The 25,505-nt window shown below is 67.5% G+C and carries 33 protein-coding genes; 14 read left to right on the top strand and 19 right to left on the bottom strand.

Going from position 1 to position 25,505, the window contains the following annotated elements; all coding sequences use genetic code 11:
- Positions 1-57: 57 nt before the first annotated feature.
- The 3 genes from VF632_RS04940 to VF632_RS04930 form a co-directional block, all read right to left on the bottom strand.
- The gene (locus VF632_RS04940; protein ID WP_331021746.1) at positions 58-438 is read right to left on the bottom strand and encodes a hypothetical protein; all 381 of its coding nucleotides are present in this window, start codon (positions 436-438) and stop codon (positions 58-60) included.
- A 30-nt stretch (positions 439-468) separates the two neighbouring features.
- Positions 469-1,374 (bottom strand): MBL fold metallo-hydrolase, encoded by a 906-nt coding sequence (locus VF632_RS04935; RefSeq protein ID WP_331021745.1) that lies wholly within the window; start codon positions 1,372-1,374, stop codon positions 469-471.
- A 416-nt stretch (positions 1,375-1,790) separates the two neighbouring features.
- A complete protein-coding gene (locus VF632_RS04930; RefSeq protein WP_331021744.1) occupies positions 1,791-1,967 on the bottom strand; it encodes a hypothetical protein in 177 nt (58 codons plus the stop codon).
- Positions 1,968-2,042: 75 nt separating this feature from the next.
- On the opposite strand from VF632_RS04930, the gene VF632_RS04925 reads away from it, so the two are divergent.
- The 11 genes from VF632_RS04925 (at position 2,043) to VF632_RS04880 (ending at position 10,907) form a co-directional block, all read left to right on the top strand.
- Entirely contained in the window at positions 2,043-2,996 is a 954-nt protein-coding gene (locus VF632_RS04925; protein WP_331021743.1) for a CPBP family intramembrane glutamic endopeptidase, read from the top strand.
- A gap of 440 nt (positions 2,997-3,436) precedes the next feature.
- On the top strand, positions 3,437-3,658 hold the full coding sequence (locus VF632_RS04920) for a DUF433 domain-containing protein (RefSeq protein WP_331021742.1): 222 nt from the start codon (positions 3,437-3,439) through the stop codon (positions 3,656-3,658).
- Between the two features lie 123 nt (positions 3,659-3,781).
- The gene (locus VF632_RS04915; RefSeq protein WP_331021741.1) at positions 3,782-5,914 is read left to right on the top strand and encodes a dehydrogenase E1 component subunit alpha/beta; all 2,133 of its coding nucleotides are present in this window, start codon (positions 3,782-3,784) and stop codon (positions 5,912-5,914) included.
- Positions 5,915-6,148: 234 nt separating this feature from the next.
- The gene (locus VF632_RS28020; protein WP_349263967.1) at positions 6,149-6,406 is read left to right on the top strand and encodes a type II toxin-antitoxin system RelE/ParE family toxin; all 258 of its coding nucleotides are present in this window, start codon (positions 6,149-6,151) and stop codon (positions 6,404-6,406) included.
- Between the two features lie 92 nt (positions 6,407-6,498).
- Positions 6,499-6,900 carry a helix-turn-helix transcriptional regulator gene (locus VF632_RS04910; protein ID WP_331021740.1) on the top strand — a complete coding sequence of 134 codons (402 nt, stop codon included), beginning with the start codon at positions 6,499-6,501 and terminating at the stop codon, positions 6,898-6,900.
- Positions 6,890-7,096, top strand: a complete 207-nt coding sequence (locus VF632_RS04905) for a hypothetical protein (protein WP_331021739.1) — start codon at positions 6,890-6,892, stop codon at positions 7,094-7,096. The genes VF632_RS04910 and VF632_RS04905 overlap by 11 nt, the downstream gene beginning before the upstream one ends.
- A gap of 144 nt (positions 7,097-7,240) precedes the next feature.
- Complete coding sequence (locus tag VF632_RS04900; RefSeq protein WP_331021738.1) at positions 7,241-7,450, top strand: hypothetical protein; 210 nt, start codon at positions 7,241-7,243, stop codon at positions 7,448-7,450.
- On the top strand, positions 7,434-7,766 hold the full coding sequence (locus VF632_RS04895; RefSeq protein ID WP_331021737.1) for a Txe/YoeB family addiction module toxin: 333 nt from the start codon (positions 7,434-7,436) through the stop codon (positions 7,764-7,766). The genes VF632_RS04900 and VF632_RS04895 overlap by 17 nt, the downstream gene beginning before the upstream one ends.
- Positions 7,767-7,878: 112 nt before the next feature.
- Entirely contained in the window at positions 7,879-8,544 is a 666-nt protein-coding gene (locus VF632_RS04890) for a glycoside hydrolase domain-containing protein (RefSeq protein ID WP_331021736.1), read from the top strand.
- A 178-nt stretch (positions 8,545-8,722) separates the two neighbouring features.
- Complete coding sequence (locus VF632_RS04885; protein WP_331021735.1) at positions 8,723-9,292, top strand: hypothetical protein; 570 nt, start codon at positions 8,723-8,725, stop codon at positions 9,290-9,292.
- Positions 9,279-10,907, top strand: a complete 1,629-nt coding sequence (locus tag VF632_RS04880; protein WP_331021734.1) for a flotillin family protein — start codon at positions 9,279-9,281, stop codon at positions 10,905-10,907. Before VF632_RS04885 ends, VF632_RS04880 begins: the two co-directional genes overlap by 14 nt.
- A 442-nt stretch (positions 10,908-11,349) precedes the next feature.
- Here the strand turns inward: VF632_RS04880 and VF632_RS04875 are convergent, their stop codons facing one another.
- The 3 genes from VF632_RS04875 to VF632_RS04865 are packed head-to-tail and all read right to left on the bottom strand — an operon-like array spanning position 11,350 to position 13,579.
- Positions 11,350-11,724 carry a hypothetical protein gene (locus VF632_RS04875; RefSeq protein ID WP_331021733.1) on the bottom strand — a complete coding sequence of 125 codons (375 nt, stop codon included), beginning with the start codon at positions 11,722-11,724 and terminating at the stop codon, positions 11,350-11,352.
- 60 nt (positions 11,725-11,784) lie between these two features.
- Positions 11,785-12,291, bottom strand: coding sequence for a 3D domain-containing protein (locus VF632_RS04870; RefSeq protein WP_331021732.1), 507 nt, complete (start codon positions 12,289-12,291; stop codon positions 11,785-11,787).
- A 19-nt stretch (positions 12,292-12,310) separates the two neighbouring features.
- On the bottom strand, positions 12,311-13,579 hold the full coding sequence (locus VF632_RS04865; RefSeq protein ID WP_331021731.1) for an AI-2E family transporter: 1,269 nt from the start codon (positions 13,577-13,579) through the stop codon (positions 12,311-12,313).
- A 154-nt stretch (positions 13,580-13,733) separates the two neighbouring features.
- Here VF632_RS04865 and VF632_RS04860 point away from each other — a divergent pair, with 154 nt between their 5' ends.
- Complete coding sequence (locus VF632_RS04860; RefSeq protein WP_331021730.1) at positions 13,734-13,928, top strand: hypothetical protein; 195 nt, start codon at positions 13,734-13,736, stop codon at positions 13,926-13,928.
- Positions 13,929-14,267: 339 nt separating this feature from the next.
- On the opposite strand, the gene VF632_RS04855 is transcribed toward VF632_RS04860, so the two are convergent.
- The 4 genes from VF632_RS04855 to VF632_RS04840 are packed head-to-tail and all read right to left on the bottom strand — an operon-like array spanning position 14,268 to position 15,382.
- The gene (locus VF632_RS04855; protein ID WP_331021729.1) at positions 14,268-14,465 is read right to left on the bottom strand and encodes a hypothetical protein; all 198 of its coding nucleotides are present in this window, start codon (positions 14,463-14,465) and stop codon (positions 14,268-14,270) included.
- On the bottom strand, positions 14,462-14,764 hold the full coding sequence (locus tag VF632_RS04850) for a hypothetical protein (protein ID WP_331021728.1): 303 nt from the start codon (positions 14,762-14,764) through the stop codon (positions 14,462-14,464). Before VF632_RS04850 ends, VF632_RS04855 begins: the two co-directional genes overlap by 4 nt.
- Positions 14,765-14,776: 12 nt before the next feature.
- Entirely contained in the window at positions 14,777-15,088 is a 312-nt protein-coding gene (locus VF632_RS04845) for a HigA family addiction module antitoxin (protein ID WP_331021727.1), read from the bottom strand.
- 48 nt (positions 15,089-15,136) lie between these two features.
- A complete protein-coding gene (locus VF632_RS04840; RefSeq protein ID WP_331021726.1) occupies positions 15,137-15,382 on the bottom strand; it encodes a hypothetical protein in 246 nt (81 codons plus the stop codon).
- A gap of 183 nt (positions 15,383-15,565) precedes the next feature.
- Here VF632_RS04840 and VF632_RS04835 point away from each other — a divergent pair, with 183 nt between their 5' ends.
- Entirely contained in the window at positions 15,566-15,775 is a 210-nt protein-coding gene (locus tag VF632_RS04835) for a hypothetical protein (protein WP_331021725.1), read from the top strand.
- 61 nt (positions 15,776-15,836) lie between these two features.
- Here VF632_RS04835 and VF632_RS04830 read toward each other — a convergent pair whose 3' ends face one another.
- The 9 genes from VF632_RS04830 to hemQ all read right to left on the bottom strand — a co-directional run bounded on the left by VF632_RS04830 (position 15,837) and on the right by hemQ (position 23,595).
- Entirely contained in the window at positions 15,837-16,181 is a 345-nt protein-coding gene (locus VF632_RS04830; protein ID WP_331021724.1) for a hypothetical protein, read from the bottom strand.
- Positions 16,182-16,261: 80 nt separating this feature from the next.
- Positions 16,262-17,008, bottom strand: coding sequence for a hypothetical protein (locus tag VF632_RS04825; RefSeq protein ID WP_331021723.1), 747 nt, complete (start codon positions 17,006-17,008; stop codon positions 16,262-16,264).
- Between the two features lie 110 nt (positions 17,009-17,118).
- The gene (locus tag VF632_RS04820) at positions 17,119-17,658 is read right to left on the bottom strand and encodes an NUDIX hydrolase (protein ID WP_331021722.1); all 540 of its coding nucleotides are present in this window, start codon (positions 17,656-17,658) and stop codon (positions 17,119-17,121) included.
- The gene (locus VF632_RS04815) at positions 17,651-18,628 is read right to left on the bottom strand and encodes an aspartate-semialdehyde dehydrogenase (RefSeq protein ID WP_331021721.1); all 978 of its coding nucleotides are present in this window, start codon (positions 18,626-18,628) and stop codon (positions 17,651-17,653) included. The genes VF632_RS04820 and VF632_RS04815 overlap by 8 nt, the downstream gene beginning before the upstream one ends.
- A complete protein-coding gene (locus tag VF632_RS04810; RefSeq protein WP_331021720.1) occupies positions 18,628-19,899 on the bottom strand; it encodes an aspartate kinase in 1,272 nt (423 codons plus the stop codon). Before VF632_RS04810 ends, VF632_RS04815 begins: the two co-directional genes overlap by 1 nt.
- A gap of 5 nt (positions 19,900-19,904) precedes the next feature.
- Complete coding sequence (locus VF632_RS04805; RefSeq protein WP_331021719.1) at positions 19,905-21,002, bottom strand: MlaD family protein; 1,098 nt, start codon at positions 21,000-21,002, stop codon at positions 19,905-19,907.
- Positions 20,999-21,847 (bottom strand): ABC transporter ATP-binding protein, encoded by an 849-nt coding sequence (locus VF632_RS04800; RefSeq protein WP_331021718.1) that lies wholly within the window; start codon positions 21,845-21,847, stop codon positions 20,999-21,001. The genes VF632_RS04805 and VF632_RS04800 overlap by 4 nt, the downstream gene beginning before the upstream one ends.
- The gene (locus tag VF632_RS04795) at positions 21,844-22,626 is read right to left on the bottom strand and encodes an ABC transporter permease (RefSeq protein ID WP_331021717.1); all 783 of its coding nucleotides are present in this window, start codon (positions 22,624-22,626) and stop codon (positions 21,844-21,846) included. Before VF632_RS04795 ends, VF632_RS04800 begins: the two co-directional genes overlap by 4 nt.
- 138 nt (positions 22,627-22,764) lie before the next feature.
- Complete coding sequence (gene hemQ, locus VF632_RS04790) at positions 22,765-23,595, bottom strand: hydrogen peroxide-dependent heme synthase (protein WP_331021716.1); 831 nt, start codon at positions 23,593-23,595, stop codon at positions 22,765-22,767.
- 367 nt (positions 23,596-23,962) lie between these two features.
- On the opposite strand from hemQ, the gene VF632_RS04785 reads away from it, so the two are divergent.
- Positions 23,963-25,447 (top strand): nitronate monooxygenase, encoded by a 1,485-nt coding sequence (locus tag VF632_RS04785; RefSeq protein WP_331021715.1) that lies wholly within the window; start codon positions 23,963-23,965, stop codon positions 25,445-25,447.
- The last annotated feature ends 58 nt before the right edge of the window (positions 25,448-25,505 follow it).

Genomic DNA, 25,505 nt, shown 5'->3' with positions numbered 1-25,505 from the left:
CGTGTCTCAAACGGCTCGGTGCGGCGTGCGTGCCGCGGTTCGATGGCGCGGGAATGGTCAGGTCCCGGCGCGAGGCGCCGGCTCCGACAGGATGTCGTCGGGGGTGCCGCGCACCCGGTCGCGGCCGCTGGACCCCACCTGGTACGTACGCCGGCTGACCGTCAGGTAGTACGGCTGCCCCCACGAGTCCACCGCCGACTTCCCGCCTTCGAGCTTGCTGATGAACGTGTGGAAGTCCCTGGGCCTGGGCAGCTCTCGGTCGGCGGAGATCTCCCGCGCCGTCAGCCGCTGCAGGTCGTGCACGCGGTTGCGGGTGTTCCACTCGTACAGGGGGTTCAGCGCCGGCTCCATGTACCCCGACGCGCGGTCGCGCAGCGGCTTCACCAGCACCACGGCGGCCACCACCAGCAGCAGGATCCAGAACAGCTTGGACGTCATCCACCTCTCCAGTCCGTCGATGTAGGCGCGTCAGCCCGCCGCGAAGCGCGCGGGGCTGGGCGCTTCTTCCGCCACCGCCGCGCGGCCGGCGGCGGCGAGCCGGTCCAGGTGCGCCAGCGTTTCGCGCAGGGCCAGCATGCGGGTAGAAACGCTCATCTCGCGCCCGGGATAGCGCAGGTCCACCACCTGCCAGCAGGTGCGCGGCTCGGCGCCGAGCAGCCCCGCCACCGTCTCCGTTTCGCCGTTCGCCGCGTCGCGCAGCTCGCGGATGCGGCGGACCCCCTCCTGGGGAGCACCGTGGCCGGGGAGGACGAGGGACGGTGACAGCGCCTCCAGCCGGTCCAGCGCGTGCACGTAGTCCGCCACCGGGTCTTCCCGCTGCCGGTTCACGCCCAGCGTGGGGGTGATGCGCGGCAGCACCACGTCGCCCCCGATCACCACGCCGTCCGCTGGCCGATGCAGGGAAACGTGCCCCGCGGTGTGCCCCGGCGTCCACAGCCAGCGCCACCCGGGCGCGCCGGGCAGGTCGCCCCCATCGCCCGCAAGCGAAAGGTCCACATGCACGGCGGGCGCCAGCGGCTCGGCCGATCGGCGCGCCTCCTCCACCGCGCGCACCACCGGGTCCGGCGCGCCGCACCGCCGCAGCAGCGCGGCGCGGTACTCCGCCTCGTCCTCGGGCTCCGCGGCGGCGTGGGCCATCCGTTCGGCATCCAGCTGCCCCATCAGCACCGGCGCGCCACACGCGCCGCGTACCCGGGCGGCCAGCCCCACGTGGTCCATGTGCATGTGGGTGATCACGTGCAGCGCCACAGCGGCCCATCCACCCGCCACCGCGCGGACACCCGCGTCCAGCGCCTCCCACGCCGGGTCCGTGTTCAACCCGCCGTCCACCAGCACCAGGCGCCCATCGTCCAGCGCGGCCACGTAGGCGTGCACCTCCGATGGCCGAAACGGAAGGGGCGTGGTGATGCGCCAGACGCCCGGGGCTACGGAAAAGGCCGGCCCGTCGTGGGCCGCGAGGTGTGCGATCGGGCCGATGATGAGCTCCGTGCGTGGCGTGCGGCGAATGGGTGTATCCGGGAAATATGCAGGCGAACGCCGTGGAGGCAAGCAAACGCTTGGGGCAGACGGGGAGAAGCGGGGAGGAAGACGGGTGTGGCGGGGAGGTCGGAGCGCTGGAATTCGTGGTCAGGAAGGGGCTCGGGGGAGGTTGGGACGGCCAGGTCGACCGGGCATCCCGCGGGGGGTGCGCGAACCCGGCCGGGCCTTGTCCGCGCCGCGGGCCGCGCTAGTTTCCCGCGGAGAGCGGGGGAATGATCGAGGCCCGGCGGTGAAGCCGGGCCTCGCGCGGGTCAGTCGCCGCCGCCCACCGTGCCGCCGCAGTCGGGGCAGAGCGACATGATGCAGGTGATCCCGCCGCAGTTGGTGAAGCCACTATGCGCCATCACGGTGCCCTGCTCGGCATCATCGGCAGCGACCGCAAAGCTCTGTACGTTCAGCGACTCGATCTCCAGCTTCAGCTTCTTCATGGGTACGCAACTCCACGTAGAGGGGGGAACATCCGGTGGCGCCGGACGGCAGCGAGATTCATGCCTGGCACCCGGATGACGACGACTCCTGCATCGGCGGATTCGCCCCGCGACCGGCGTCCCGTGCGTGCGCTGGGGCTGTACCTGGCGGCGGTGTTCATCGGCGGCGCACTACTGGCGCCATGGCTGTACTGGACGGTGCACTCGCTGGCGGAATCCGTTCCCGCGATGGAAAAAATCTCGCGGATGAAGTTCTCGCGGTACCTGAACCGCGGGTTGCTGATCACCGCGCTCGCCGGCCTGCCCGTCTTCATCCGCGCCGCGGGCATCCGCAGATGGCGCGACGTGGGCGTCGCACCGGGGCTCGTACGGTGGAAGGGCTTCGCCGCGGGGTTCGGGCTGGGGTTCACCTCGCTCGCCGGCGTCTGCGCCGTCGCGCTGCTGGCGGGCGGGCGAATCCTGAAGGACCGCACGGCGGGCGAGCTCGCGGCGCAGTTCCTGGGCGTGCTGGCGACGGCGCTGATCGTGGCCGTCATCGAGGAACTGCTCTTCCGCGGCGCCATCTTCGGCAGCCTGCGCCGGGCGATGCGCTGGCCCGCGGCGCTCGCGGTGAGCAGCGGCATCTACGCCATCACGCATTTCATGGAGCGGGCGGCCAACCCGGCGAAGGTCGACTGGCTTTCCGGAATCCGCATTCTGCCCACCACCCTGGCGGGGATGACGGAGGTGCGGACGCTGGTCCCCGCGGTCCTCAGCCTGGCGCTCGCCGGAACCATCCTGGGGCTGGCGTACCAGTGGACGGGCGACCTGTCGGCCTCCATCGGCATCCACGCGGGGTGGATCTTCTGGCTGAAGTTCTACGGCTTCGCCACGCGCCGCTCGCCCGGGGCGGACGAGTGGTTCTGGGGAACGGGCAAGGTGGTGGATGGATGGATGGCGCTCGTCGCGCTGGTGGTGGTGCTGGCGGTTCTCCTGCATCTGAACGGGATGCGAAGCAGATTGGATTCCGCCACGGCGCCGACCTCATGAGCGTAGCCGCCGCAAGAATCTGGATCATCAGCCTAAAATTTGTCATCCTGAGTCTTTCACCGTCCTCCGGCCGACCCTGAGGGATGAAAAGGGCTCGCGGGCGCCGTTTATGATTTGGACGAACTGGACTTTTTCTATTCAGGCCCAGGCGCACCACATTCGCCCGCGGCATGACCTGCCCGGGCCGAAGGATCTACTCCGAGACACCTCTCAGGCGGGGCGCGGCAGCGATTCGGTCGTTTGGGACTCGGATCTTCGGACTGTGGAGCCGCCCCAGGCCTGCACGGGCGAATGAATTCGCTGCAACAACCACACGAAGTCCACCTGCGTGGACTGGCTTGCCCGGTGTGCGTGCTGCTTCGGTGCGCGGCCCTGGATCCGTCGATTGCTGCGCGGGCTTCACGGCCTCGTGAAGAAAACACTACGGGAGAGAGCGGCCGATGCGGATGCTCGGAGAGCGGGTGTTCCACAGCCACCCGGAGATCCTGGGAGGAACTCCGGTGTTCTGCGGCACGCGGGTACCCGTAGAGATACTGATGGAGTGGCTGGAAGGTGGGTACAGCCTCGATGAATTCCTGGAGAACTTCCCAACAGTAACTCGGGACCAAGCCGTCGCCTTCCTGCAGCAGGCCACCCAAGCCGCACTCGCTCGGATATTGTGACGATGCACTTCCGCTGACACTGGCCCGAGACGTGCCGCGCGGATATGTTGCACGCAGTTTTCCCGGGCGGCCGAGCATCATCGCGCCGCCCGCGTTTTGACGTTGAGACCACGCGATTCAGCCATGGCCCTCACGACCAAGAAGAAGCCCAAAGCCGACGCCGCGCCCGCGCTGGATCGCGAGACGCTGCTCGGACTTTATCGCACGATGCTGCTTTCCCGCCGTCTCGACGACAAGGAAATCCAGCTCAAGCAGCAGAACAAGATCTTCTTCCAGATCTCCGGCGCGGGCCACGAGGGCATCCAGGTGGCCGCCGCGGCGCACGCCCGCCCCGGGTACGACTGGTTCTACTTCTACTATCGCGACCGCGCGTTCTCGCTGGCACTGGGGATGACCGCGCTCGACCAGCTGCTGCAGGCGGTGGGCGCCGAGGCCGACCCGTCGTCGGGCGGCCGGCAGATGCCCTCGCACTGGGGCCACCACAAGCTGAACATCGTCAGCACGTCGTCGCCCACGGGGACGCAGTTCCTGCAGGCGGTGGGCACGGCCGAGGCGGGCGTCCGCTCGCAGAAGCTGGGCGAGCCGCTGGTGGAGGCCACCCGCGCGCACGGCGATGAGGTGGTCTTCGTCACCACGGGCGACGGCACCACCTCCGAGGGCGAGTTCTGGGAAAGCCTGAACTCGGCGAGCAACCTCAAGCTCCCCGTCGTCTACATCGTCGAGGACAACGAGTTCGCCATCTCCGTTCCGGTAGAGGTGAACACGGCGGGCGGCAGCATCAGCAAGCTGGTCGTCGGCTTCCCCGACCTGTACATCCAGACCTGCGACGGCACCGACCTCTGGGAAAGCCACGAGGTGATGGGGCGCGCGGTGGAGTACGCCCGCAGCCGCAAGGGCCCCGCGCTGGTGCACGCCAAGGTCATCCGCCCGTACAGCCACTCGCTGTCGGACGACGAGAAGTTCTACAAGACCGACGCCATGCGCGCCGACGAGGCCCTCCGCGACCCCATCACCCGCACAGCCACGCGGCTGGTGGAACTGGGGATGGCTACGGCGGACGATCTGGCGCAGATGGAGGCCGAGGTGAACGCCGAGGTGCAGCGCGCGACCGACGAGGCGCTGGCGTCGCCGCAGCCAGACCCGTCGACCGCCATGCTGTACCTGTTCTCGCCCGACGTGGACCCCACGGCCGAGCAGTTCGACACCGAGGACGATCCGCGGCCGTCGGGCGGCGAGACCACGATGGTGGACCTGATCAACTCCACGCTGCGCGACGAGATGCGGCGCGACCCGCGGATCATGGTGTTCGGCGAGGACGTGGCCGACGTCAGCCGCGAGGAGATGATCAACGACGTCAAGGGCAAGGGCGGCGTCTTCAAGGTGACGGCCGGGCTGCAGCGCGAGTTCGGCGGCACGCGCGTGTTCAACTCGCCCCTGGCGGAAGCCAACATCGTGGGCCGGGCGATCGGGATGGCGCTGCGCGGGCTGAAGCCGGTGGTCGAGATCCAGTTCTTCGACTACATCTGGCCGGCGATGATGCAGATTCGCGGCGAGCTGGCCACCATGCGGTACCGCAGCAACAACACCTTCGCCTCGCCCGTGGTCATCCGCACCACCTACGGCGGATACCTGAAGGGCGGCAGCATCTACCACTCGCAGACGGGAGAAAGCCTGTTCGCGCACTGCCCCGGGCTGCGGGTGGTGCTGCCGTCGAACGCGACGGACGCGGCGGGGCTGCTGCGCACGGCTATCCGCTGCGAAGACCCGGTGCTGTTCCTGGAGCACAAGCACCTGTACCGCCAGGTGTACAACAAGGGGCAGTATCCCGGCCCCAACTTCATGATCCCCTTCGGCAAGGCGAAGAAGGTGCGCGAGGGCACCGACGTCACGGTGGTCGCCTGCGGCGCGCTGGTGCAGCGGTCGCTCGTGGCCGCCAAGGTGGCCCAGGAGCGCCACGGCATCAGCACCGAGGTGATCGACCTGCGCTCGCTGGCGCCCTTCGACATGGAGAGCATCGCCGAGTCGGTGAAGAAGACCAATCGGGTGATCGTCGCGCACGAGGACTCGCTCTCGTGGGGCATCGGCTCCGAGATCGCGGCCCGCATCGCCGACGACCTGTTCCCCTGGCTGGACGCGCCGGTGAAGCGCGTGGCGTCGATGGACACGTGGGTGGCCTACGCGCCGCAGGTGGAGCGCGCCATCCTGCCCGAGCCCGAAGACGTGCTCGCCGCCATCGAAGAGATCAAGGCGTACTGACCTGATCGCCCTGCAGAAAGCCCCCGCCCGGACGAGTTCCGGGCGGGGCTTTTTCGCGTCCATATCCGCCCCCGCACGGTCCCTGGCGTACGAAGCCCGCCCCTTCCAAGCCACAGGCGCGACGGAGTTTACGCTGCACCTTGCGGTGGGTATGCCCTGCGGGACAGGATGGCACTTCGTCCACTTGTCTCCCGCGAAAGCCTTCCGCGCGGTTCACATCAACGTTAACTTCGGATGCGCGACATCGAGTGGTACCGCACCGCATCCGGGCGCTCACCGGTTCAGGAGTTTCTGCGCAGCCTCACGGTAGAGGCTAGCTCAAAGGTGGCACGCGCCCTCGAAGATGTCAGGAATCTGGCTCATGTCCCGCCGAAGCTCATGAAGAAGTTGCGGGGTACGGACGAGCTGTGGGAAGTTCGAGTCCAGCACGGCGGGAACGCTTACCGTCTCCTGTGTTTTTTTCGATGGCCCGAAGCTGGTCGTGCTCCTTAGCGGGTTCTCGAAGAAGACCGAGCGAGTGCCAGTGTTGGAACTGGAAGTAGCACACCGGCGGCGGCGAGACTACCTGAACAGGAGGGAGCAGCGTGGATGATCTGGATCGCTTCATCGCCGAAACCGCTCTGCAACATCCCGAGTTCCGCGAGAGCTATGATCGCGGCTACCAGGCGTTCCACCTCGGCCTCCTGCTCAGGGCGGCGCGCGACGACGCGAAGCTCACGCAAGCACAGGTGGCCGCGCGGCTGGGCACGCACAAGTCGGCCATCAGCCGAATGGAGAACCACGCGGAGGACATCCGCCTTTCCACGCTGCAGCGCTATGCACAAGCGGTGGGATGCATCCTGAAGCTGGAGTTGATGCCGGAATCCGAGGGTACGGTCGAGAAGGCCATCCGCGGATACCAGGAGGAACTGGCGGCGGCCCCGCCCGCCAGCGTCCGCACGCGCCGTTCGAAACCCGCAGCCCAGTACGCGGAACATGGCGACTAAGCTCGACAAGCCCATCAAGCGTGAGCTGGACATCGAGGGCACCACCTACACGGTGACGATCTCGCCCGAGGGGGTGCAGGTGGTGCAGAAGGGAAAGCGGAAGGGGCTCTCCGTCTCGTGGACGTCGTTCGTGAACGGCGACGCGGCGCTCGCGGCGGAACTGCGCGCCTCGCTGGAAGCGCTTCCGCAACGCTGAACCAGCAACGAACTGCTCGTACGTAACTGCCGGGCCCTCCTCCACGATCCGATCGGGCCAGAGGTGGTACCAGTTTATGACCGCATATTGACAGGGAGCACACCCATGCGCGATCGTCCAGAGCGTAAACACGGGAGAGAGCGCATGCCTGCACAAAACAAGAAGCTCGGTGCCTTCGTACGGCGCCTCGCCCATCGGCGCCCACGTTTGGCCGATGCGGCGACGTACCTGTTCGGCTCGCCGAAAAACGCGGCGCGACTGCGAGAAGCAATCGACGACTCGCGCGCCAACCGCAACATGGTTCCATTCACGTTCGACGATCTGCGCCGGGAACTCCGTGGCGGGGCGTCGTAAGGGAGCCAAGCAGACTCCCCGCGCTCCCGCTGGTCCGCCAGAGACGCCGGCCAGGTTTCCGCGCCTGCACCCACGCTTTCTGGAAGACCTGCGGTTCTGGGTTCAGACCGATCCACGCGTGGCGGACCGAATCGTACGACTGGTCGAGGAAACCGCGCGTGATCCGCGGGCGGGAATCGGCAAGCCGGAGCCGCTCAAGGGCGAACACGGCGTGTGGTCGCGCCGAATCACAGAGGAGCATCGCCTGACGTACCGCATGTCGAGCGAGCACGTCGACTTCCTCCAAGCTCGATTTCATTACGGACGCTCGAGTTGAACAGCTACACAAGTGCGCTGTCCCCGGTGAGGGATGGCGGCTATTGTTCGTAGCTGCCGCACCACGCCTCCCCGCGGCCCGCTGGCCCTTTCCCAACCCACAGGAGCCCTCCATGCCACTCTCCGGAAACGTTACCCCCGCACCTGCGGGACTCCGCGGCTTCGACGCCAACACCCCCGTCAACGCGGAGGCGGCCCAGGCGTTCTGGGACGCCGGGTACCGCTTTGCGCTTCGCTACGTGGGACGCACACAGATGGCCTCGTACGACCTGACGACGGCCGAAGCGGAGATCCTGCTGAACCAGGGCTTCGGGTTGATGCCCGTGCAGCACGTGCTGAACCCGGGGTGGCAGCCCACCACCACGCTGGGCCAGGAGTACGGGGCGAACGCCGCCAAGTTCTCGCAGCAGATCGGCTTTCCGCCCGGAGTAAACGTGTGGTGCGACCTGGAATCGGTCTCGAACGACGCCAGCGCCGCCGACGTGATCGGCTACTGCAACGCCTGGTACACGGCCGTCGCCGACGCCGGGTACGTCCCCGGCCTGTACGTGGGCTACCAGCCGGGGCTCACGGGCAAGCAGCTGTACGGCTCGCTGAAGTTCTCCAGCTACTGGGCGGCGTACAACGTCGACGGGGTTTCCAATCCCAAGCCCCGAGGCTGGCAGCTGGTACAGTTGGTGGGCGGCGGCACCATCGGGGGGCTGAGCACCGAGGTGTACGACGCCGACGAAACGCGGACGGACGGCAAGGGAGGCACCGCGGTCTGGATCCAGCGCTGACCCCCTCCGTCGCGCCCGCGGCGGAAACAGGAGCCTTGGCAGCTACTCCGGCCAGGGCTCCGAAACTCACTTCCGCCCAACCACGTACGGCTCCGTTGACAGGGGCCGGGAGCGCCGGTAGCTTCGACGTCAAGTGTTCCCGCCCCATCCCCGATCCACCCTTCCGGGGAACCTCTTCGTGACGACCGTATTTCTGGCTTGCGCCGTCCTGGGCGGCGGTGTCCTGGTTCTACAGCTCGTGCTCAGCATGCTGGGCGTGGTGGAGCACGACCTTGGCTTCGACCACGGCGACTTTCACGCGGGCGAGGCGGCCGACACGCTGAACCTGAAGAGCGTCCGCGCGCTTTCCGCCGGGCTGGGCTTCTTTGGCCTGGGCGGGCTGTTCATCCAATCGCTTGGCCTGCCGGCCCTGCTCGCCCTGTTCGTTGGGCTGGCAGTCGGATCGGGGGCGGCGCTGGGCGTGGCGGCGGCGACGCGTGCCATGCTGCGCATGGAAAGCGACGGCTCTCTGCAGATGCACAACGCCATCGGCGAGTCCGGACGCGTTTACCTGAGCATTCCCGGGGGGCGCTCCACCCCGGGCAAGGTGCACCTGACGGTGCAGGGCCGCACGCTGGAGTGCCTGGCCATTTCGGAGCAGCCCCTGGCCACCGGGGCGAACGTGGTCGTCGTGGACATCATCGGTCCCGGCACCGTCGAAGTGGCTCCCTCACCCTCGTATGGAGGTCTTCTCGATGTCCCCTCTTAAGCTGGGCGCGGTGCTCCAGATGGACCCCGGCGCCATCATGGGCGGCGGCGCGTTCCTGCTCGTTGTCACCGTCATCGGGCTGCTGTTCTTCGCCACCTCGCGCTACCGCCGTTGCCCCGCCAACAAGGTGCTGGTGGTGTCGGGTTCGGTGGGCCGCGGCAACTCGGCCAAGTGCATCTCGGGCGGGGGCACCATGGTGTGGCCCATCTTCCAGGAGTACGACTACCTGAGCCTGGAGCCCATCCAGATTGACATTCCGCTGAAGGACGCGCTCTCGTTCGAGAACATCCGGGTGAGCGTGCCCAGCGTGTTCACGGTCGCGATCGGCACGGAGCCCGAGATCCAGCAGAACGCGGCCATCCGCCTGCTCAAGCTGACGCCCGAGCAGATCAAGCGGCAGGCGCAGGACATCATTTTCGGCCAGCTGCGCCAAGTGATCGCGTCCATGCGCATCGAGGAGATCAACCGCGACCGCGACTCGTTCCTGCACAACATCCAGACGTCGCTGGAGCCCGAGCTCAAGAAGCTGGGGCTGGTGCTGCTGAACGTGAACATCACCGACATCAACGACGAGTCGGGGTACATCGAGGCCATCGGCCGCAAGGCGGCGGCCGAGGCGGTGCAGAAGGCCCGCGGCGACGTGGCCGACCAGGAGAAGATGGGCGAGATCCGCGTGGCCGACGCCGAGCGCGAGCGGGTGATCCAGGTGGCCAACGCCCACAAGCTGCGCGAGATCGGCATCCGCGAGGCCGCGCGCGAGCAGGCGGTGCGCGTGGCCGAGCTGGACAAGGAGCAGAAGGTGGGCGAGCAGACGGCCGCCTTCGAGCGCGACATGGCGGTGAAGGAGGCTGAGCAGCTGAAGCGCGTAGCCGTCGCCAATGCCGACGCCAAGGCCATCGCCGGCGAGGCGCAGTCGCAGGCGCAGATCGTGGCCACGCAGGCCCAGCTGAAGGTGCGCGAGGCCGAGGCCTACCAGGTGGCCGAAACGCGCAAGCGCGAGGCCGAGGCCGCCGTGCAGGAGTCGCAGAACCGCGCCATGGCCAAGGCCGCGCTGGCCGACGCCGAGCGTGTGGAAGCCGAGCGCCGCGCCCAGCTGGAAGCGCCGGCCAAGGCCGAGAAGGCACGCACCATCGTCGAGGCCGAGGCCGCGGCGGAAAAGCGCAAGCTCGAGGCGCAGGCCGAGGCGGCAGCCATCTACGCCAAGCTCGAGGCGGAGGCGCGCGGCCAGTACGAGATCATGGCCAAGAAGGCCGAGGGCCTGAAGCTGATCGTGGACGCCTGCGGCGGCAGCAAGGAGGCGTACAGCATGCTGATGCTGGAGCACATCGACAACCTGGCCCAGACGGCCGCCACCGCCATCAGCAACATCAAGATGGACAAGGTGGTGGTGTGGGACGGCGGCAACGGCAAGGCCACCGGCAGCTTCCTGCAGGGGCTGGCGGGCACGCTGCCGCCCATGATGGACGTGATCCAGAACATCGGCGGGGTGGAGCTGCCGTCGATGTTCGGGCGGCTCGTAGAGGAGCCGGAGGCGGTGCCCACCGACCTGGTGCCGGTCACGAAGATCATCGCCGAAGACGGCACCGCGACGACGGCGGCGGCCCCGGCCAACTGATCCGGCCGGGCAGGTAGATGACCGAAGCGGCGGCACCCTCGCGGGTGCCGCCGCGAGTCGTTCGGGCCTGCGCCATTGTCATCCTGAGGAGCGGCCACATCGAACCAGCCCGTACGCCAAACCGCGCAGCGACCGAAGGATCCGCCACATACCTGGCCGACGCCCCGCGGCCCGGGCTTTCATCGTAGCCGACGATCACCAACGGACGAGCCCCGACGTAGAGCGTGCATGGGGGCTCATCGCGCCGTGTGTGGCGGATCCCTCAGTCGCTGCCTGCTACCGTGTAGAGGCAGGTTGGCCGGGGCCGCTCCATCGGGATGACATCACCCCCGTTGCCGAACCGGGATCGAATTCTCCCCTCTCCGCATGCGCAGCATGCGGGGAGGGGCCGGGGGAGGGGCCCCCAGCGGCATGCGCCGGCAGTTCGTCGAGACGCGAACCCTCAGCGTTGTGTGGGCGGCCGGAGCGTGGCGGGAAGGACGATCCGCCGCTTCGGGAGCACCCACAGGAGCGCGCCGGCGGCGTAGACCTCGCGCGCCACGCCGGTCAGCGGCGGAACCAGCAGCAGGAGCAGGTAGCCGGCGGCGAACACCACTTCCTTGCGGCGGTTGCGGCGAATCCCCTGCTCCGACTCGCGGCGCTCCATCAGGCCCGTGATGTCGCCGCGGCGCTCGCTGACCTCCGCCAGCCCCGCGGCGGCGGTGGACTCCATCCAGGCGACGCCCAGCCGGGCCACCGAGCGGATGAGCCGGTTCAGCAGCGCCAGGCAGCCGGCGATGGCCAGCACGGGGAGCACGATCCTCAGGAAGTCGTTCATCCGCACAGTCTGGCCGTCCGCCGCCCGTTTCGCAATCCGGGCGCGCGGACGCTTTTGCCGTTACGAAGCGCGGCCGATGTCCAGCACCTCGGTGATCACCGAGCGAATCCCCCAGTCCTCCGCCTCGGCGCAGCTGCTGAACCACAGGTCGATCTTGTTACCGCGCACCGCCCCGCCCGTGTCCATGATCACGAACACCCCGATCAGCCGACCGTCCGTGTGCGACACGCGGACGACGGAGCCCAGCGGCAGCACGTTGGGATCGCCCGCGGCGATGCCGTCGCGCACGCGCACGCCGGTGCGCGTGGTGCCGCGCAGGCAGTACGCGGTGGAGCGCATCTCCACGCGCCGCTCCACGCCCACCGAGCGTGACTCCGCACGCGGCAGATCCATCCGCGCGGGCGCCGCCGCCTGGACCACGGACGGCGACTCAGCCAGCGGGGTGCGCGGCGCCTCTGCCGTGGCCGCCGCCCGCGTGGTATGAGCGGAGCCGGTATTCCGGGCCTGCGCATCGGCGGCGGGGGCGGAGGCGAGCAGCAGGGCGGTGGCGATCAGGAAACGAGTCATGCGAAACCTCCAGATGGGGTCAATCAACGGCGACCAGGGGGTGCTCGCCGCGGAACAGCGCCGACGAGCGGTAGCGCGCCATCCCGTGGTGCACCAGCAGCTTGATGAGCACGGCCAGCGGAACCGCGATCAGCAGTCCCAGGAATCCAAGGAAGAAGCCGAACACCGACAGCGCCAGGATCACCCACACCGGATGCAATCCCACGGATTCGCCCACGATCTTGGGGCCGAGCACAGCGCTGTCCAGCACCTGCACCACGGCGAACACGATGCCGATCTTTCCCAAGCTCCACAGGATGTCGTTGGAGAAGATGGCGATGATCAGCGCCGGAATTAGGCTGGCGACCAGCCCCATGTACGGCACCACGTTGAACACGCCGGCCACCACGCCCAGCAGCAGCGCGTACGGAAAGCCTAGCAGCATGAAGCCCAGCCAGGTGAGCACGCCCACAGCCGCAGCGGCGATCAGCTGCCCGCGCATGTAGCTGGCGAGCAGCCGATCGTACTCGGTGGCGAACGCCACCACGCGGTCGCGGTACGTCGTCGGGATCAGGTCACGGAGTCGCGCGACGATGCTGGGCCAGTCGCGCAGCAGGTAGAAGGTGAGGATCGGCGTCAGGAACACGTAGCCCAGCAGGGTGAGCACCGTCCCCAACCCGCGGCCCAGCCCCAGCACGCCGCGCCAGATTCCGTTCGCCAGCACCGCCTGCCGCTGCTGCATCCACGCCATTACCGCTTCCGGCTGGATGGACTTCATCCGCTCCAGCAGCATCTGCTCATCGAGCCCCGGCACGTCGCGGCTTGCCAGCGTGGCCTGCCACTGCTCCAGCCGCAGCGTGGCCGTCTGGATCAGCTGCGGCGTGCCGCGGATGAACTCCGCGATCTGCGCGCTCAGCGCTGGAATCCCCAGGAAGAAGACCAGGAAGATGATCAGCAGCGCGGGCAGGGCCAGGAGCATCGTGGCCGTGTTGCGCGACAACTTTCGCCGCTCCAGCCGCGCCACCAGCGGGTGCTGCAGATACGCCAGCACCACCGCCAGCACGAAGGGCGCGAGCAGGAACCCCGTCGTATGGAGGATCCACATCATCGTCAGCCCCACCGCCGCGCTGACGATCAGCAGGTGGTGCCGCGTTCCCGAATACGGCTGCATCAGGAACAGCAGCAGCAGGAACAGGATGAACGGGTTGAGGATGCTCTGCACGCTGTACAGAAAGAACCCCACCACCAGCAGCACGATCACCCAATGGAACGCACGCCAATTGAAGCTGTCGGATGGATTGTCGATCATCGATTCTGAAGGCACGGAAAACGTGATGGCGGGCTGGTACAGTAGCACCCGAGGGCCGCCCGGGCCAGAGCGGAGGCTCCGCCGGGCTGGCGCACATCGTGCATAAGCCACTCCGCTCCAAGCACTTAGGCGCTTACAGCGGAGGGATGCGAAGATGGGTCTACTGGGAATGCTGCGGCCGACGCGCCGCGACGCCAAGACGATGATGCTGATGGGCGCGGCCAACTGGGCGGCGCGCCGCTACGGCGGACGCAGCACGGGCACCAGCCGGGCCATCAGCCACGCGACCTGGGCGCTGCCCCTCGGCATGATGCTCGCCGACCACCTGCGCAACCGCCGCGCCCGCTGACGAGCCGCCGGCGAACGCACGAAAGGCCGCCTTGCGAGGGGCGGCCTTTGTTTTTGTGCATCGGAGCGACGCCCGGCGCATGCGGCAGGCGCCCCCCATCCCCAACCCTTCCCCCGCAAACTGCGCGGGGGAAGGGAGCCAGTGTGGTGCGCGTCTGTGGGTGCCGCGTGCACCCAACCCGAACGCCCACACGGCTTGTCATCCTGAGGCCGAGGCGCACCGAACCGGCCCGCAGCATAACCGTCGCCGGCCGAAGGATCTAACCGCGGATACGAACTAGCTTGGACGCGGTAGCGCACACGGCTGCCCTCAAGACACAACGAGCCACGCCGACGAGCATCAAATCCCGTAGTGCACCATCAGAGTCAATATCCCGAAGATGATGGCCGCAGACGCTCCGGCTGCACCCTGCGCCGCTCTCTCTCGATCGAGCACACTCCACTCGCGATGCTCACCCTTCTTGTCCGTCCACCAGATCCACAGGAGGTAAGCGACACCTCCGCAGATCATCAGTGTGCCTCTGAGCGGTGCGGTCATACAACATCTATCGTATCAGGACCTGGACAAGTTTCATTGAGCATCCCCCGCCGACCGCGCCGAATGAGCACCGTCGTCCCCGCAACGCACACCACAAGGCAGGCGCCTGCGATGATCTCGTAGATCAGCGCAATCCGCCACCAGTACGCACGGCCAGTCGGCGTGCCGTCCGCCGTTCCGAAGGAGCCGGCCATGAACGCGCCGGAACACGCGTACAGAATGCCCAGCAGTCCGACTGACAGGGCGAGCCAGGGAAGAACGCGGCGGGTGCGGGATGATGGTGCGTCGGGGTGGCTCATCCGGGGGAGTCGTCAGGCGGCGCGGTCGGCCAAAACGGCGACTTCTGCCTCAAGGCGCGGCCCTAGGCGGTCCCGCTCGACCTCCAGGTCATAGTGCGCCTGCAGATTCAGCCAGAACCGCTCGCTCGTCCCGAAAAACCGCGCAAGGCGCAACGCGGTTTCCGCAGTCACCGTCCGCTTTCCACGCACGATGCCGGCGATCCGCCGCGCCGGTACGCCGATGTCACGCGCGAGGCGGGCCTGTGAGAGTCCGAGAGGGCGCATGAACTCCTCACGGAGAATCTCCCCCGGGTGAATCGGCGGCAGCGTGGGTGAATGCTTCACTATAGCACCCTCTCGTTTCCGTACGCATATCAGAACACGCAGAAACCTCTAATCGTCCTTCTCATCCAGCAGACTGCGCAGCCTGAAGACGAGATACTGAATCTGGTTCGCCCGCTTCTCCAATCCCGCAGCGAGTTGCGCAACACTCTCACGCTGAGGTGTGCGCGTACCTGAAAGCCACGCAACAAGGGCTGCACGGCTCAATTCTGTGTCTTCGGCGATCAGAGTGCGCGGAAGCCCGCTCTCCTCGATCACCTCGCGGACAACCCGCTGCATCTTCTCCGGTCGGGCCAAGAGTCTCCTAGGCGTGCTCTGATTCGTTGACAGAATGCCGTGCGCTGATTAGCATACGCACAGCAGAGTCAATCAGTCCCTCAGTGCTGCTGATGCTGCATTGTATGGGTGTCCAGAAGAAGCCGCAAACGCCTACAGGAGCGTACCATGAGAACAGGAGCGCCCAAGAAGCAAGCCTCGCCCATGCGATGGCTGGAGATGCTGTCGGATCGGTTCGGCGCGTTCGAAGCCGTCGCGCACTCAACCATCAAGCTCGCCCGGTACGCACCCGAGGACGAGCTATCGATGGATCTGCTGCTGGCGGATGCGATTCTGGAGTTTGGGGATGATCTACGGGAAGCGTCCGCGGCTGCCAACGAGTGGGCGCGGATCAACTCGGGCGGGAAGAGGTGAACGCAAACTGCTCTGATCATTGGATCGTAGCCGGGCGCGTAGCGGGCTAACGTAGGGACACCTAATCCTGGTCGTGCCCCGGACCCGTGATACCCCGCTTCAACTTCCGGAAAATCTCGGGGAGATTCACTTTGAACCCCTTACCCTCGAGTTGGGTTAGAGTAACCATCCCTCCAAGGATAGGTTCGTCCTCAGCCGTCGATTCAGAGTCGGACTTCGGTAGCGACACCAGCCGGTTCGCTTCGGCTGCAGCTGCAATCACTTGCTGGTACTGGTAGTTCGCCAACGACAATGCCTGATTTTCAGCATCCAGCGCCCGGATTTCTGCTCGGTTAGCGCTCGCCACCGCCTTGAGCAGCGTGATCTGCCCTTTCAGATGGTGGATGTTGGCCTGCAACTGGAGCACGGCGATGTCGGGGGAGTCCCCGACGGCGACCTCTAGACCGGGCGTTGACGGAAGTTGTAAATAGATGGCTAATGCTTCCCTTATCCGGTCAAGGGCCTCCGCGCCTTCGTGCGGCCGAACACTGAACAGTACCTGTTGGCGCGGTGGCGTACATCCCCCTCAGCTTCTATTCCTAGGTCTCTGAGGAATTGCACGAAGTAGAGCAGGTACTGCTCGCATGCAGTGCTCAACGCCGGCGGGAAATCGAACAATGTAACGAGAGTATCCCGCTGCGCCTCCGCCGAGAGTACAGCGCGGGCATGGTCCAGCATTGGAAGGACCACTGCAGTCCAGTACGTGAGTTCTTTGGAAAGCGCTTGGGTGGGATCGCGGATGGTGATTGCGAATGCAAATCCGCTCAGAACAGTTGTAATTGTGTCGTCTCGCCTGTGGTCCAGGAAGTTTAAACCTGATACGCCGTTGCGTTTCGCGACCTCCTCAACGGATTTACGGAAATCGAATAACGAGAACGGCCCCGCCCAACGTTCGGGATCAACAACGAAAACAAGGTGCGCCGAGACGACCGCTTCACCGTCGAACCGCACCTCCGCCCAGAGCCGAAGTTCGGGCCACGGTCGATCAAGCGCGATGGTAAGCTCAGTGAAATGCTGTGCTAATTCCTCAGTAGCATAGCTCGTGACGGCAGAAGCGTCAGCACTCTCATAGAGGCTCGCGGTGATTGGCCCCGTTCCTTTCGGATGGTTATGGGCCAATGAGCTTTCGAGTATTCGGCCGTTTACCACTAATCGCGGCGGAACATTATCTCTGTCGATACCAAACTCTAGCATATTGGTCTAAGATCTGGTGGGAGAAACCTCAGCGGCATGGTGTGGTAGCAGCGGCGCTGATCGAAGGGCGTGCTCTGGTCCGCGGCGGATCAGCCCGGCTGAGTCAAGCGTCACTCGCCGATGCTTGCGCGCGTGCGGCTCTCGCCCCCCTCAAACTCGTGAATGGCCGCCTCCACCTCGTCCGCGTCGGCATAGTCACCCAGCAGGCGCTCGGCGGCCAGGACCAGCACCTCGCGGGCGTTGTCGTACGAGATGGACTGGATGGCCTCGTCCAGAGGAAGCCAGATGCACTCCGTGATGCCCTCCTCCTGCTGCGGGCAGGTTTCGCCCGCCGGGCACTCGATCAGGTAGAAGTGGCAGAACTTGTGGATCAGCTTGCCGCGGAAGCGAAAGAACCAATCGATGGTGCGCAGCCGCGGCCCCAGGCGCAGTTCCGTCAGCCCCGTCTCTTCCGCCACCTCGCGCAGCGCAGCCTCCGACGCGCTTTCGCTCTCTTCGACGTGCCCCTTGGGAAAACCCCAGTGGTGGTACGCGTCGCGGATCAGCAGCACGTGCGCACGGCCGTCGTTCCAGCGGTAGATCACACCGCCGGCACTGGTCTCGATGACGGCCCGGGCACGGGCGCTGCCTCCGCGGCGGCGCTTAGGCACGCGTAAGCTCCTCCACGATCTGCACGGCGTTGGTCGCGGCGCCCTTCCGCAGGTTGTCCGCCACCACCCACAGGTGAAGCGTGCGCGGCAGGAACGGATCGCGCCGCACCCGCCCGACGAATACCTCGTCACGCCCCGCCAGCTCCAGCGGCGTGGGATACGCCTTGGCCCCGCCCTGTACCACGATGCCGGGGAACGACGCCAGCGCGCGCGTCGCTTCCTCCACCGACAGGTCGCGCTCCGTCTCCACCGTCACCTGCACCGAGTGGCCCACGTCAACGGGCACCCGTACGCAGGTGGCCGCGACGGGCAGATCGGGAAGCGAGAGGATCTTGCGCGTCTCGTTGACCATCTTGCGCTCCTCCCCCGTCCACCCCTCCTCGTCGAAGTCGCCGATCTGCGGCACCACGTTCCCCGCGATCGGCCGCGCGAACGGCGACTCGCCCGCCTCGCCAGCCAGTTCGTGGCGAAGAGCGTCGCGCCCCGTCTCCCCCGCCCCGCTGACCGACTGGTACGTGGTCGCGATCACCCGCGTCAGCCCGGCGGCCTGGCGGATGGACTCCAGCGCCACGACCATCTGGATGGTGGAGCAGTTGGGATTGGCGATGATCCCCCGCGGCCGTTCGCGCGCGGCGGCCGCGTTCACCTCGGGCACTACGAGCGGCACCTGCGGGTCCATCCGCCACGCGGACGAGTTGTCAATCACCACCGCGCCCTCGTCCGCCGCGCGCGGACCCCACTCCTTGGACCGATCCGCGCCTGCAGAGAACAGGGCGAAGTCCACGCCGCGAAACAGCCCCGGTGCAGGCGCCTGGCAGGTCCACTCGCGCCCGCCCCACTCGATGGAACGCCCGGCGGAGCGCGCGGAGGCCAGCACCGTCAGGCGGTCGATGCGCAGGCCGCGCTCGGCGAGCACCTGCAGCATGGTGCGGCCCACGGCGCCGGTGGCGCCCAGCAGCGCGACGTGCATCAGGCGGCGCCCGTCAGAGCCCGGTCCAGCCCGAAGCCCGCATGCAGCGCGCGGAGCGCCTCGTCCTCGCGGTCGTCGGGAACCAGCAGGGTGATGGAGATCGAGGAAGTCGATACCGCCTCCACCTCCACGCCGACGGAAAGCAGCGTGCGGAAGGCGGCCGCGTACACCCCCGGCCGCCCATGCATGCCGCTGCCGACCAGGGCGATGCGCGCCAGCCCGGTGCGCGCCTCGATGGCGCCCACACCCCCCAGCGCCGTCCCCACCCGCTCCGCGATCTCGCGCGCCCTCACCACGTCGTCTTCGCGGATGGTCAGCTGCACCACCACCCCGCCGCCTGCCTCGGGAGTTTCGGTGATCATGTCGACGCTGACGCCCGCCTCGGCCAGGGCCACGAGCAGGTCCGTGGGCGTGCGCATTCCCGCGGGAAGGCCGCGGATGATCAGCTTGGCGTGCCCGCGCGACGACGCGATGCCGGTGAGGACCAGGTCTTCCATGCCCGTCGGGTTCTTGGTGATCAGGGTGCCGCGCGTGCTCTCGTCGTCATCGGGCGTGTCGACGAACGACGACAGCACGCGGATGTCTACGCCGTAGCGCGCCCCCATGTCCACGGCGCGCGCGTGCATCACCTGCGCGCCGGCGGTGGCCATCTCCAGCATCTCCGCATGCGAGATCTGGGGAATGCGCCGCGCGCCGGGCACGCGCCGCGGATCGCAGGTGAAGATGCCGTCGACGTCGGTGTAGATCTCGCACCGGTCCGCCCCCAGCGCGCACGCCAGCGCCACGGCGGTCGTGTCCGATCCGCCGCGGCCCAGCGTGGTGATCTCGCGCGCCGTGCTGACGCCCTGGAAGCCGGCGACGATGGCGACCGCGCCGGCGTCCAGCGTTTCGCGCACCCGTTCGGCGCGCACCTCCACGATGCGCGCCGCCGTGTGCGTCTGGTCGGTGATGATGGCGGCCTGGCTGCCGGTCAGCGAGCGTGCCTCCACCCCCTCGCGGCAGATGGCCATCGCCAGCAGCGCCATGGAGATGCGCTCGCCCGCCGTCAGCAGCATGTCCATCTCGCGCGGATGCTCCGCCGCCACCCGGTCGGACCCGGTGACGGCGCCGGCGAGCATGATCAGGTCGTCCGTGGTGTCGCCCATGGCCGAGACGGCAACGACCACGTCGTCCCCGCGCCGCCGTGCGCGGGCGACACGGGCCGCCACGGCGCGAACGCGCTCCGGCGACCCGACCGAGCTACCCCCGAACTTCTGTACGACCAGCGCCATGGACGTCAGAACACCTGCAGCTCGCCCACGTACTTGCCGGGGTTGGCCTGGATGTCGGCCATCAGCCGCTGCATGGTCACGATCAGGCGCTGCGTTTCTTCGAAGAGCGCCGGGTCGGTCAGCAGGCGCCCCAGCGAGCCCTCCTGGCTCTGCAGGCTGGTGAGCAGGGTGTTGAACGAGGTCATGGCCGCGCGGGCCTCGGCGATGGTCGGCGCGATCTCCGCCAGCCCGGGCTGCATGCCGGCCAGCATCTCGTTGAGCGTGGTCGCCGTCTGGCCGAAGGTGCCCAGGGTGGTGTTGGCGCTGGTCACCAGCCCGGGCACGCCCGACGCGGCGCCCTGCAGCTCGGTGCTGAGCGCGGCGAAGTTCTCGCTGGCGCGGCGGGCGTTGGCCATGATGGCCTGCACGTCGCCGCCCTGCATGCTGCCGCGCACCGCCGCCATGGTCTGCCGCGCCTCGACGGACGCCAGCCGGATGTTCTCGGTGGTGGCGAGCACGTTGGTGCCCACCTTTCCGTAGGTTTCCATCTGGGCGCCCATGAAGCCGCTCAGCTGCTCGGTGGCGCCTTCGACGTTCTCGATGGTCTCGCGGATCTTCACCGCCGTCTCGGGGGTGAACGCGATCTGGATGCGCTCCGAAAGCAGCTCGATGTCGCTGGCGATGCGCGCGGCGACGGCGGTGAGCTCGGTGATGTCGGGAAGCGACGCCCCCGGAAGCACGTCGCGCCGCGGCGCGGTGGTGAACGCCAGGTCGGGAAAGTCGGGCTGCGACACGATCACCGCCTGCCAGCCGCCGAACATCGACTCGCTGGAAAGCAGCACCCCCGGGTCGTTGGGCATGGTGATGTCCTGGGTGATCTCCAGGTCCACGTACACGCCCGTTCCGCGCGGCGCCAGGTCGATCTTGGCCACGCGCCCGATGTTCACGCCGCGGTACTTCACCGGGTTGCCCACAGTCAGCGCGCCGACGTTGCTGAACGACGCGGTGACAACGCGGTCCGAGCCGCCCCACTTGCGGCCGCTGAGCCACACCGCTCCCGCCACGGCGGTGACGATCCCCAGGATCACCACCAGTCCCACCATCGCCTCGTTCTTCAGCCTCATCGGTCCCTCCGCTGCAGGCCAGGTGGCCCGCGGTGTCCGTGATCCACGTTCCGCTCGTCCCCCGTCCCCCGGTCCCCGCCGTCCTCGGCCGCCGCCCGCGTGGCCTCCTCGATCATCTCGGGGCGGCCCTCGACGAAGCCCCGCACGATGGGGTTCGACGAGTTGCGGATCTGGTCCGGGGTTCCTTCTTCCACCACCACGCCCTCGTACAGCATGGCGATGCGGTCGCTGACGTTGTACGCGCTCTTCATGTCGTGGGTGATCACCAGGCTGGTGACCCCCAGGTCTTCCTTCATCTTCAGGATCAGCCGGTCGATGACCTCGGTGGTCACCGGGTCCAGCCCGCTCGTCGGCTCGTCGTACAGCAGGTACTTGGGGCGGTACGCAATGGCCCGCGCCAGGCCGGCCCGCTTGCGCTGCCCGCCCGAAAGCTCGGAGGGAAGGCGGTTCTCGAATCCCTTGAGGCCCACGCGGTCCAGCGACTCGCTGACGCGCTCGGCGATTTCCTTGCGCCCCACGCCGCCCTTCTTCACCAGCCCCATCTCCACGTTCTCCTGGATGGTCATGCTGTCGAAGAGCGCGGCGAACTGGAACACGTAGCCCATCTCCAGCCGCAGCTTGTACAGGTCTTCGCGTTTCATGGTGGGGACCTCGTTGCCGTCCACCACCACCGAGCCCTGGTCGGGCATCAGCAGCCCGGCGATGTGCTTGAGCGTCACCGACTTGCCCGCGCCTGAAAAGCCCACCAGGGCCACGGTTTCGCCCTCTTCCACGTTCAGCGACAGCCCCCGCAGGATCTGCTTGGGGCCGAACGCCTTGTGGATGTTCGTCAGCTCGATGCTCACTGCTGCAGCAGGGTTGCGGCCCAGAAGGCGTCCAGCACCAGGATGAGCACGCTGGCGATGACGACGGCGCGCGTGGTGGCCACGCCCACGCCCTCGGCGCCGCCCTGCGTGTTGAAGCCCTGGTAGCAGCCGACGATGGTCACCACGAACCCGAAGGAGATGGACTTGATGATGTAGAACGTCACGTCGAACGGGTCGTAGAACAGCCGCAGTCCGAACTGGAACTGCTCGCTGCTCATGTCGAGCATGTTCAGCGCCGTGATCCACCCGGCCGCGATGCCCACCACGTTGGCGAAGGTGACGATGACGGGCACCATCAGCGTGCCGGCCACCACCCGCGGCACCACCAGGTACGACACCGGGTTGTACGCCATGGTTTCCAGCGCGTCGATCTGCTCGGACACGCGCATCGTCCCCAGCTCGGCCGCGATGTTGGCGCCGATGCGGCCGGAAAGCGCCAGGCCGGTGAGCACGGGCCCCAGCTCCAGCATCACCGTCTTCCCCACCAGCGTGCCCACGAAGTACAGCGGGATGGCGCCGGTGAAGGTGTACGAGGCCTGCAGCGCCATCACGATTCCCGTGAACGCCGACAGGAAGAGCGCGATGGGGAGCGAGTTCACCCCCAGCTTGCGCATCTGCAGCACGGTCAGCCCCAGCCACGTGCCCACGTCGCCCATGGAGCGGCCCGCCTCGTAGACGAAACGGCTGAAGCGGCCGAAGTCCGAGAGCAGGCCGACCGTGGTGCGGCCGACGACGTCGAGGGGAGTTGTCCAGTTCATCCGGGAAATGTACGGGGGATGGGCAGGGTTCGGCCAGAACTCCGCCCCGGTGGTGTGCTCACGCGTGGGCTGTGGCCCGCAAAAAAGGCCCGGACCCAGAATCCGGGCCCGGGCCGCGCCGCCGGCGAAGCGGCCGGTTCAGCCGCCGCGCGGGCGCGATCCCAGCACCTCCGGCCATTCGCCAGGCGCAAAACGAATGCCGGTGAAGAACTGGCCGAACTCGCCGTACAGCGCGCTCGCCTCGTCGAACCTCATTTCGGTGACGATGCGCTTGAACTCCAGGGGGTCGCGGGCGAACAGGGTGACGCCCCATTCCCAGTCGTCGAGCCCGATGCTGCCGGTGATCACCTGGAACACGCGCCCGGAGAAGGTGCGCCCCGTCATCCCGTGCTCGCGCATCAGCCGGCTGCGCTCGTCCACGGGAAGCGCGTACCAGTTGAGGGTCTCGCCCCGGCGCTTGCTCATGGGGTAGAACGACACGTACTTCATCCCCTCGGGCACCTGCGGATACAGCCGCGACTTCACGTGGGCCGCCGCGCCCTCGGCCTCCATCGCCTCCTGGATGATCCGCTTGTACTCGTCAGATCCCGGCTTCGCCTCCTGGGCGGCCTGCGCGGTGGCGTGGTACAGCCCCGCCTCGGTCACCGACAGGTAGTCGTACTCGCGAACCAGGTGCACGCCCAGCTCGCTGTCGTACACGCGGCGCTGCACCTCGGCCAACTCGTCGAGCGTAGGGCGAAAGTGCACGAACAGCCAGTCGCCCCCGCCGCCCACGAGCTTGAAGGCGGCGCTCCATCCCCCGTCCTGTCCTTCAGCCCCTTTGGCCAGTTCGGCGAAGAGCGCGGCAGCTTCTTCCGCCACCGCGGCCCGGTCCTCCGCCGGCAGCGCGCGAAGCTTGGCCCAGTCGGCCGAGAACACCTGGTGAAGCGCGTACCACCCTTCGAGCGTGGCCGGTGCGATCTGTCCCATCGTTCCGCAGTCCTGAGAAATCCCTGGCGATGGCGAGCAAGATACGGGGCTGTGGCGTGCACCGCGAGCATGCAACGGCAGGGGGTCACGCAGTTCAGCAGATCCAGCCCCGGCACGGAACGCGTATACGATATACGATGTTTGTGGAGCGTTCCCGAAACTCCTGGCTGGCAACGGGTTACGAACCAGGACACCGGCTCCGCACAAGGTGGCCTGAGTCGTGCGGGACTTGCGCGAGAAGTGAATTCCGCTCATCTTTAATGGTCCCAGTAGCGCTAAGTCGTTGGATCACCGCAGGTTGCCGGAACTGATGGCACACTCGTCAGCCCCCGGGGCCTGCATGCGCAACCCTATCGCCAGCGATCACATGAATGAATCCGTCGCGCACCCGTTGATCATCCAAGGCGGGATGGGGGTGGGGGTTTCCAACTGGGTGCTGGCCAAGGCGGTGTCACTCCGCGGCCACCTGGGCGTGGTTTCGGGCACGTCGATCGATTCGCTTCTCGTCCGCCGGCTGCAGGACGGCGACATCGGCGGGCACGTACGCCGCGCCATGGCGGCGTTCCCCTGGCCCGACGTATCGGGCGACGTGCTGATGAAGTACTTCCGCCCCGAGGGCCTGGCCCCGGGCGAGCCGTACAAGGAAATCCCCATGTACCGGCAGGTGGTCACGAAGGTGCGCGAGCAGCTCACCATCCTGTCCGCCTTCGTCGAGGTGTGGCTGGCCAAGGAAGGGCACGACGGCGTGGTGGGCATCAACCTGCTCACCAAGGTGCAGATGCCCAACCTGGCCACGCTGTACGGCGCCATGCTGGGCGGGGTGGACTACGTGCTGATGGGCGCCGGCATCCCCAAGGAGATTCCCGGCGTGCTGGACCGCTTCGCCCGGCACGAGCCCGCGTCCATGAAGCTGGAGGTCGAGGGGCTGGGCCGCGACGAGACGGCGCTGCTCTCCTTCGACCCGCGTGTGCATTCCGAGCAGCCGCCCGAAGGGATCAGGCGCCCGTACTTCCTGCCCATCATCGCCAGCAACTCGCTGGCGACCATGATGGCGCGCAAAGCCTCGGGCCGCGTGGACGGCTTCGTCATCGAGGCCCCCACGGCCGGCGGGCACAACGCCCCGCCCCGCGGCGAGCTGGTGCTGAACGAGCGCGGCGAGCCGCAGTACGGCGCGCGCGACGAGGTAGACCTGGCGAAGATGAGGGAGCTGGGCCTGCCCTTCTGGCTGGCGGGGAGCGCGGGCTCGCCCGAGAAGCTGGCCGAGGCGCTGGCCGCGGGCGCGGCGGGCATCCAGGTGGGCACCCTGTTCGCCTACTCCGACGAGTCGGGGATCACCGCCGAGCTCAAGCGCAACGTCATCCGCCAGGCGCAGGAAGACCGCATCGACGTGCTGACTGACGGCCGCGCGTCGCCCACGGGCTTTCCCTTCAAGGTGGTGCAGCTCGGCGAGACGCTTTCGCACCCCGAGACGTACGCCGAGCGCAAGCGGGTGTGCGACCTGGGCTACCTGCGCTATGCGTACAAGCGCGAGAACGGCCGCATCGACTATCGCTGCGCCGCCGAGCCGGTGGACACCTACGTCAAGAAGGGCGGCGAGCTGGAGAACACCGCCGGGCGCAAGTGCCTGTGCAACGCGCTGTTCGCGGTGATCGGCAAGGGGCAGCGCCGCGCGGACGGCTACGTGGAAAAGCCGCTGATCACCAGCGGCGACGAGCTGAAGAACCTCCGCCGCTTCATCGGCGCCGACCGCGCCGACTACACGGCCGGCGAGGTGATCGACTACCTGCTGAGCGGCATCAAGAACATGATGCCCAACCTGCAGCAGCGCTCACACGAGGCGGCGGCTCACTGACACGGGCTGGATCGGATCGACGGGCGGGCCGCGCGAGTGTTCTCGCGAGGCCCGCCGC

Source organism: Longimicrobium sp. (assembly GCF_036388275.1).
In the GTDB taxonomy this organism is placed as follows: Bacteria; Gemmatimonadota; Gemmatimonadetes; order Longimicrobiales; family Longimicrobiaceae; genus Longimicrobium.
This window is presented reverse-complemented; position numbering and strand designations above follow the sequence as displayed.

Bases quoted from the DNA above. Each gene is read 5' to 3' on its own strand.
- VF632_RS04940 (WP_331021746.1), bottom strand. From the start codon at position 438: ATGACGTCCAAGCTGTTCTGGATCCTGCTGCTGGTGGTGGCCGCCGTG.
- VF632_RS04930 (WP_331021744.1), bottom strand. From the start codon at position 1,967: ATGAAGAAGCTGAAGCTGGAGATCGAGTCGCTGAACGTACAGAGCTTT.
- VF632_RS04925 (WP_331021743.1), top strand. From the start codon at position 2,043: ATGACGACGACTCCTGCATCGGCGGATTCGCCCCGCGACCGGCGTCCC.
- VF632_RS04920 (WP_331021742.1), top strand. From the start codon at position 3,437: ATGCGGATGCTCGGAGAGCGGGTGTTCCACAGCCACCCGGAGATCCTG.
- VF632_RS04915 (WP_331021741.1), top strand. From the start codon at position 3,782: ATGGCCCTCACGACCAAGAAGAAGCCCAAAGCCGACGCCGCGCCCGCG.
- VF632_RS28020 (WP_349263967.1), top strand. From the start codon at position 6,149: ATGCGCGACATCGAGTGGTACCGCACCGCATCCGGGCGCTCACCGGTT.
- VF632_RS04905 (WP_331021739.1), top strand. From the start codon at position 6,890: ATGGCGACTAAGCTCGACAAGCCCATCAAGCGTGAGCTGGACATCGAG.
- VF632_RS04900 (WP_331021738.1), top strand. From the start codon at position 7,241: ATGCCTGCACAAAACAAGAAGCTCGGTGCCTTCGTACGGCGCCTCGCC.
- VF632_RS04890 (WP_331021736.1), top strand. From the start codon at position 7,879: ATGCCACTCTCCGGAAACGTTACCCCCGCACCTGCGGGACTCCGCGGC.
- VF632_RS04880 (WP_331021734.1), top strand. From the start codon at position 9,279: ATGTCCCCTCTTAAGCTGGGCGCGGTGCTCCAGATGGACCCCGGCGCC.
- VF632_RS04875 (WP_331021733.1), bottom strand. From the start codon at position 11,724: ATGAACGACTTCCTGAGGATCGTGCTCCCCGTGCTGGCCATCGCCGGC.
- VF632_RS04870 (WP_331021732.1), bottom strand. From the start codon at position 12,291: ATGACTCGTTTCCTGATCGCCACCGCCCTGCTGCTCGCCTCCGCCCCC.
- VF632_RS04865 (WP_331021731.1), bottom strand. From the start codon at position 13,579: ATGATCGACAATCCATCCGACAGCTTCAATTGGCGTGCGTTCCATTGG.
- VF632_RS04860 (WP_331021730.1), top strand. From the start codon at position 13,734: ATGGGTCTACTGGGAATGCTGCGGCCGACGCGCCGCGACGCCAAGACG.
- VF632_RS04855 (WP_331021729.1), bottom strand. From the start codon at position 14,465: ATGACCGCACCGCTCAGAGGCACACTGATGATCTGCGGAGGTGTCGCT.
- VF632_RS04850 (WP_331021728.1), bottom strand. From the start codon at position 14,764: ATGAGCCACCCCGACGCACCATCATCCCGCACCCGCCGCGTTCTTCCC.
- VF632_RS04835 (WP_331021725.1), top strand. From the start codon at position 15,566: ATGCGATGGCTGGAGATGCTGTCGGATCGGTTCGGCGCGTTCGAAGCC.
- VF632_RS04825 (WP_331021723.1), bottom strand. From the start codon at position 17,008: ATGCTAGAGTTTGGTATCGACAGAGATAATGTTCCGCCGCGATTAGTG.
- VF632_RS04815 (WP_331021721.1), bottom strand. From the start codon at position 18,628: ATGCACGTCGCGCTGCTGGGCGCCACCGGCGCCGTGGGCCGCACCATG.
- VF632_RS04810 (WP_331021720.1), bottom strand. From the start codon at position 19,899: ATGGCGCTGGTCGTACAGAAGTTCGGGGGTAGCTCGGTCGGGTCGCCG.
- VF632_RS04805 (WP_331021719.1), bottom strand. From the start codon at position 21,002: ATGAGGCTGAAGAACGAGGCGATGGTGGGACTGGTGGTGATCCTGGGG.
- VF632_RS04795 (WP_331021717.1), bottom strand. From the start codon at position 22,626: ATGAACTGGACAACTCCCCTCGACGTCGTCGGCCGCACCACGGTCGGC.
- hemQ (WP_331021716.1), bottom strand. From the start codon at position 23,595: ATGGGACAGATCGCACCGGCCACGCTCGAAGGGTGGTACGCGCTTCAC.
- VF632_RS04785 (WP_331021715.1), top strand. From the start codon at position 23,963: ATGAATGAATCCGTCGCGCACCCGTTGATCATCCAAGGCGGGATGGGG.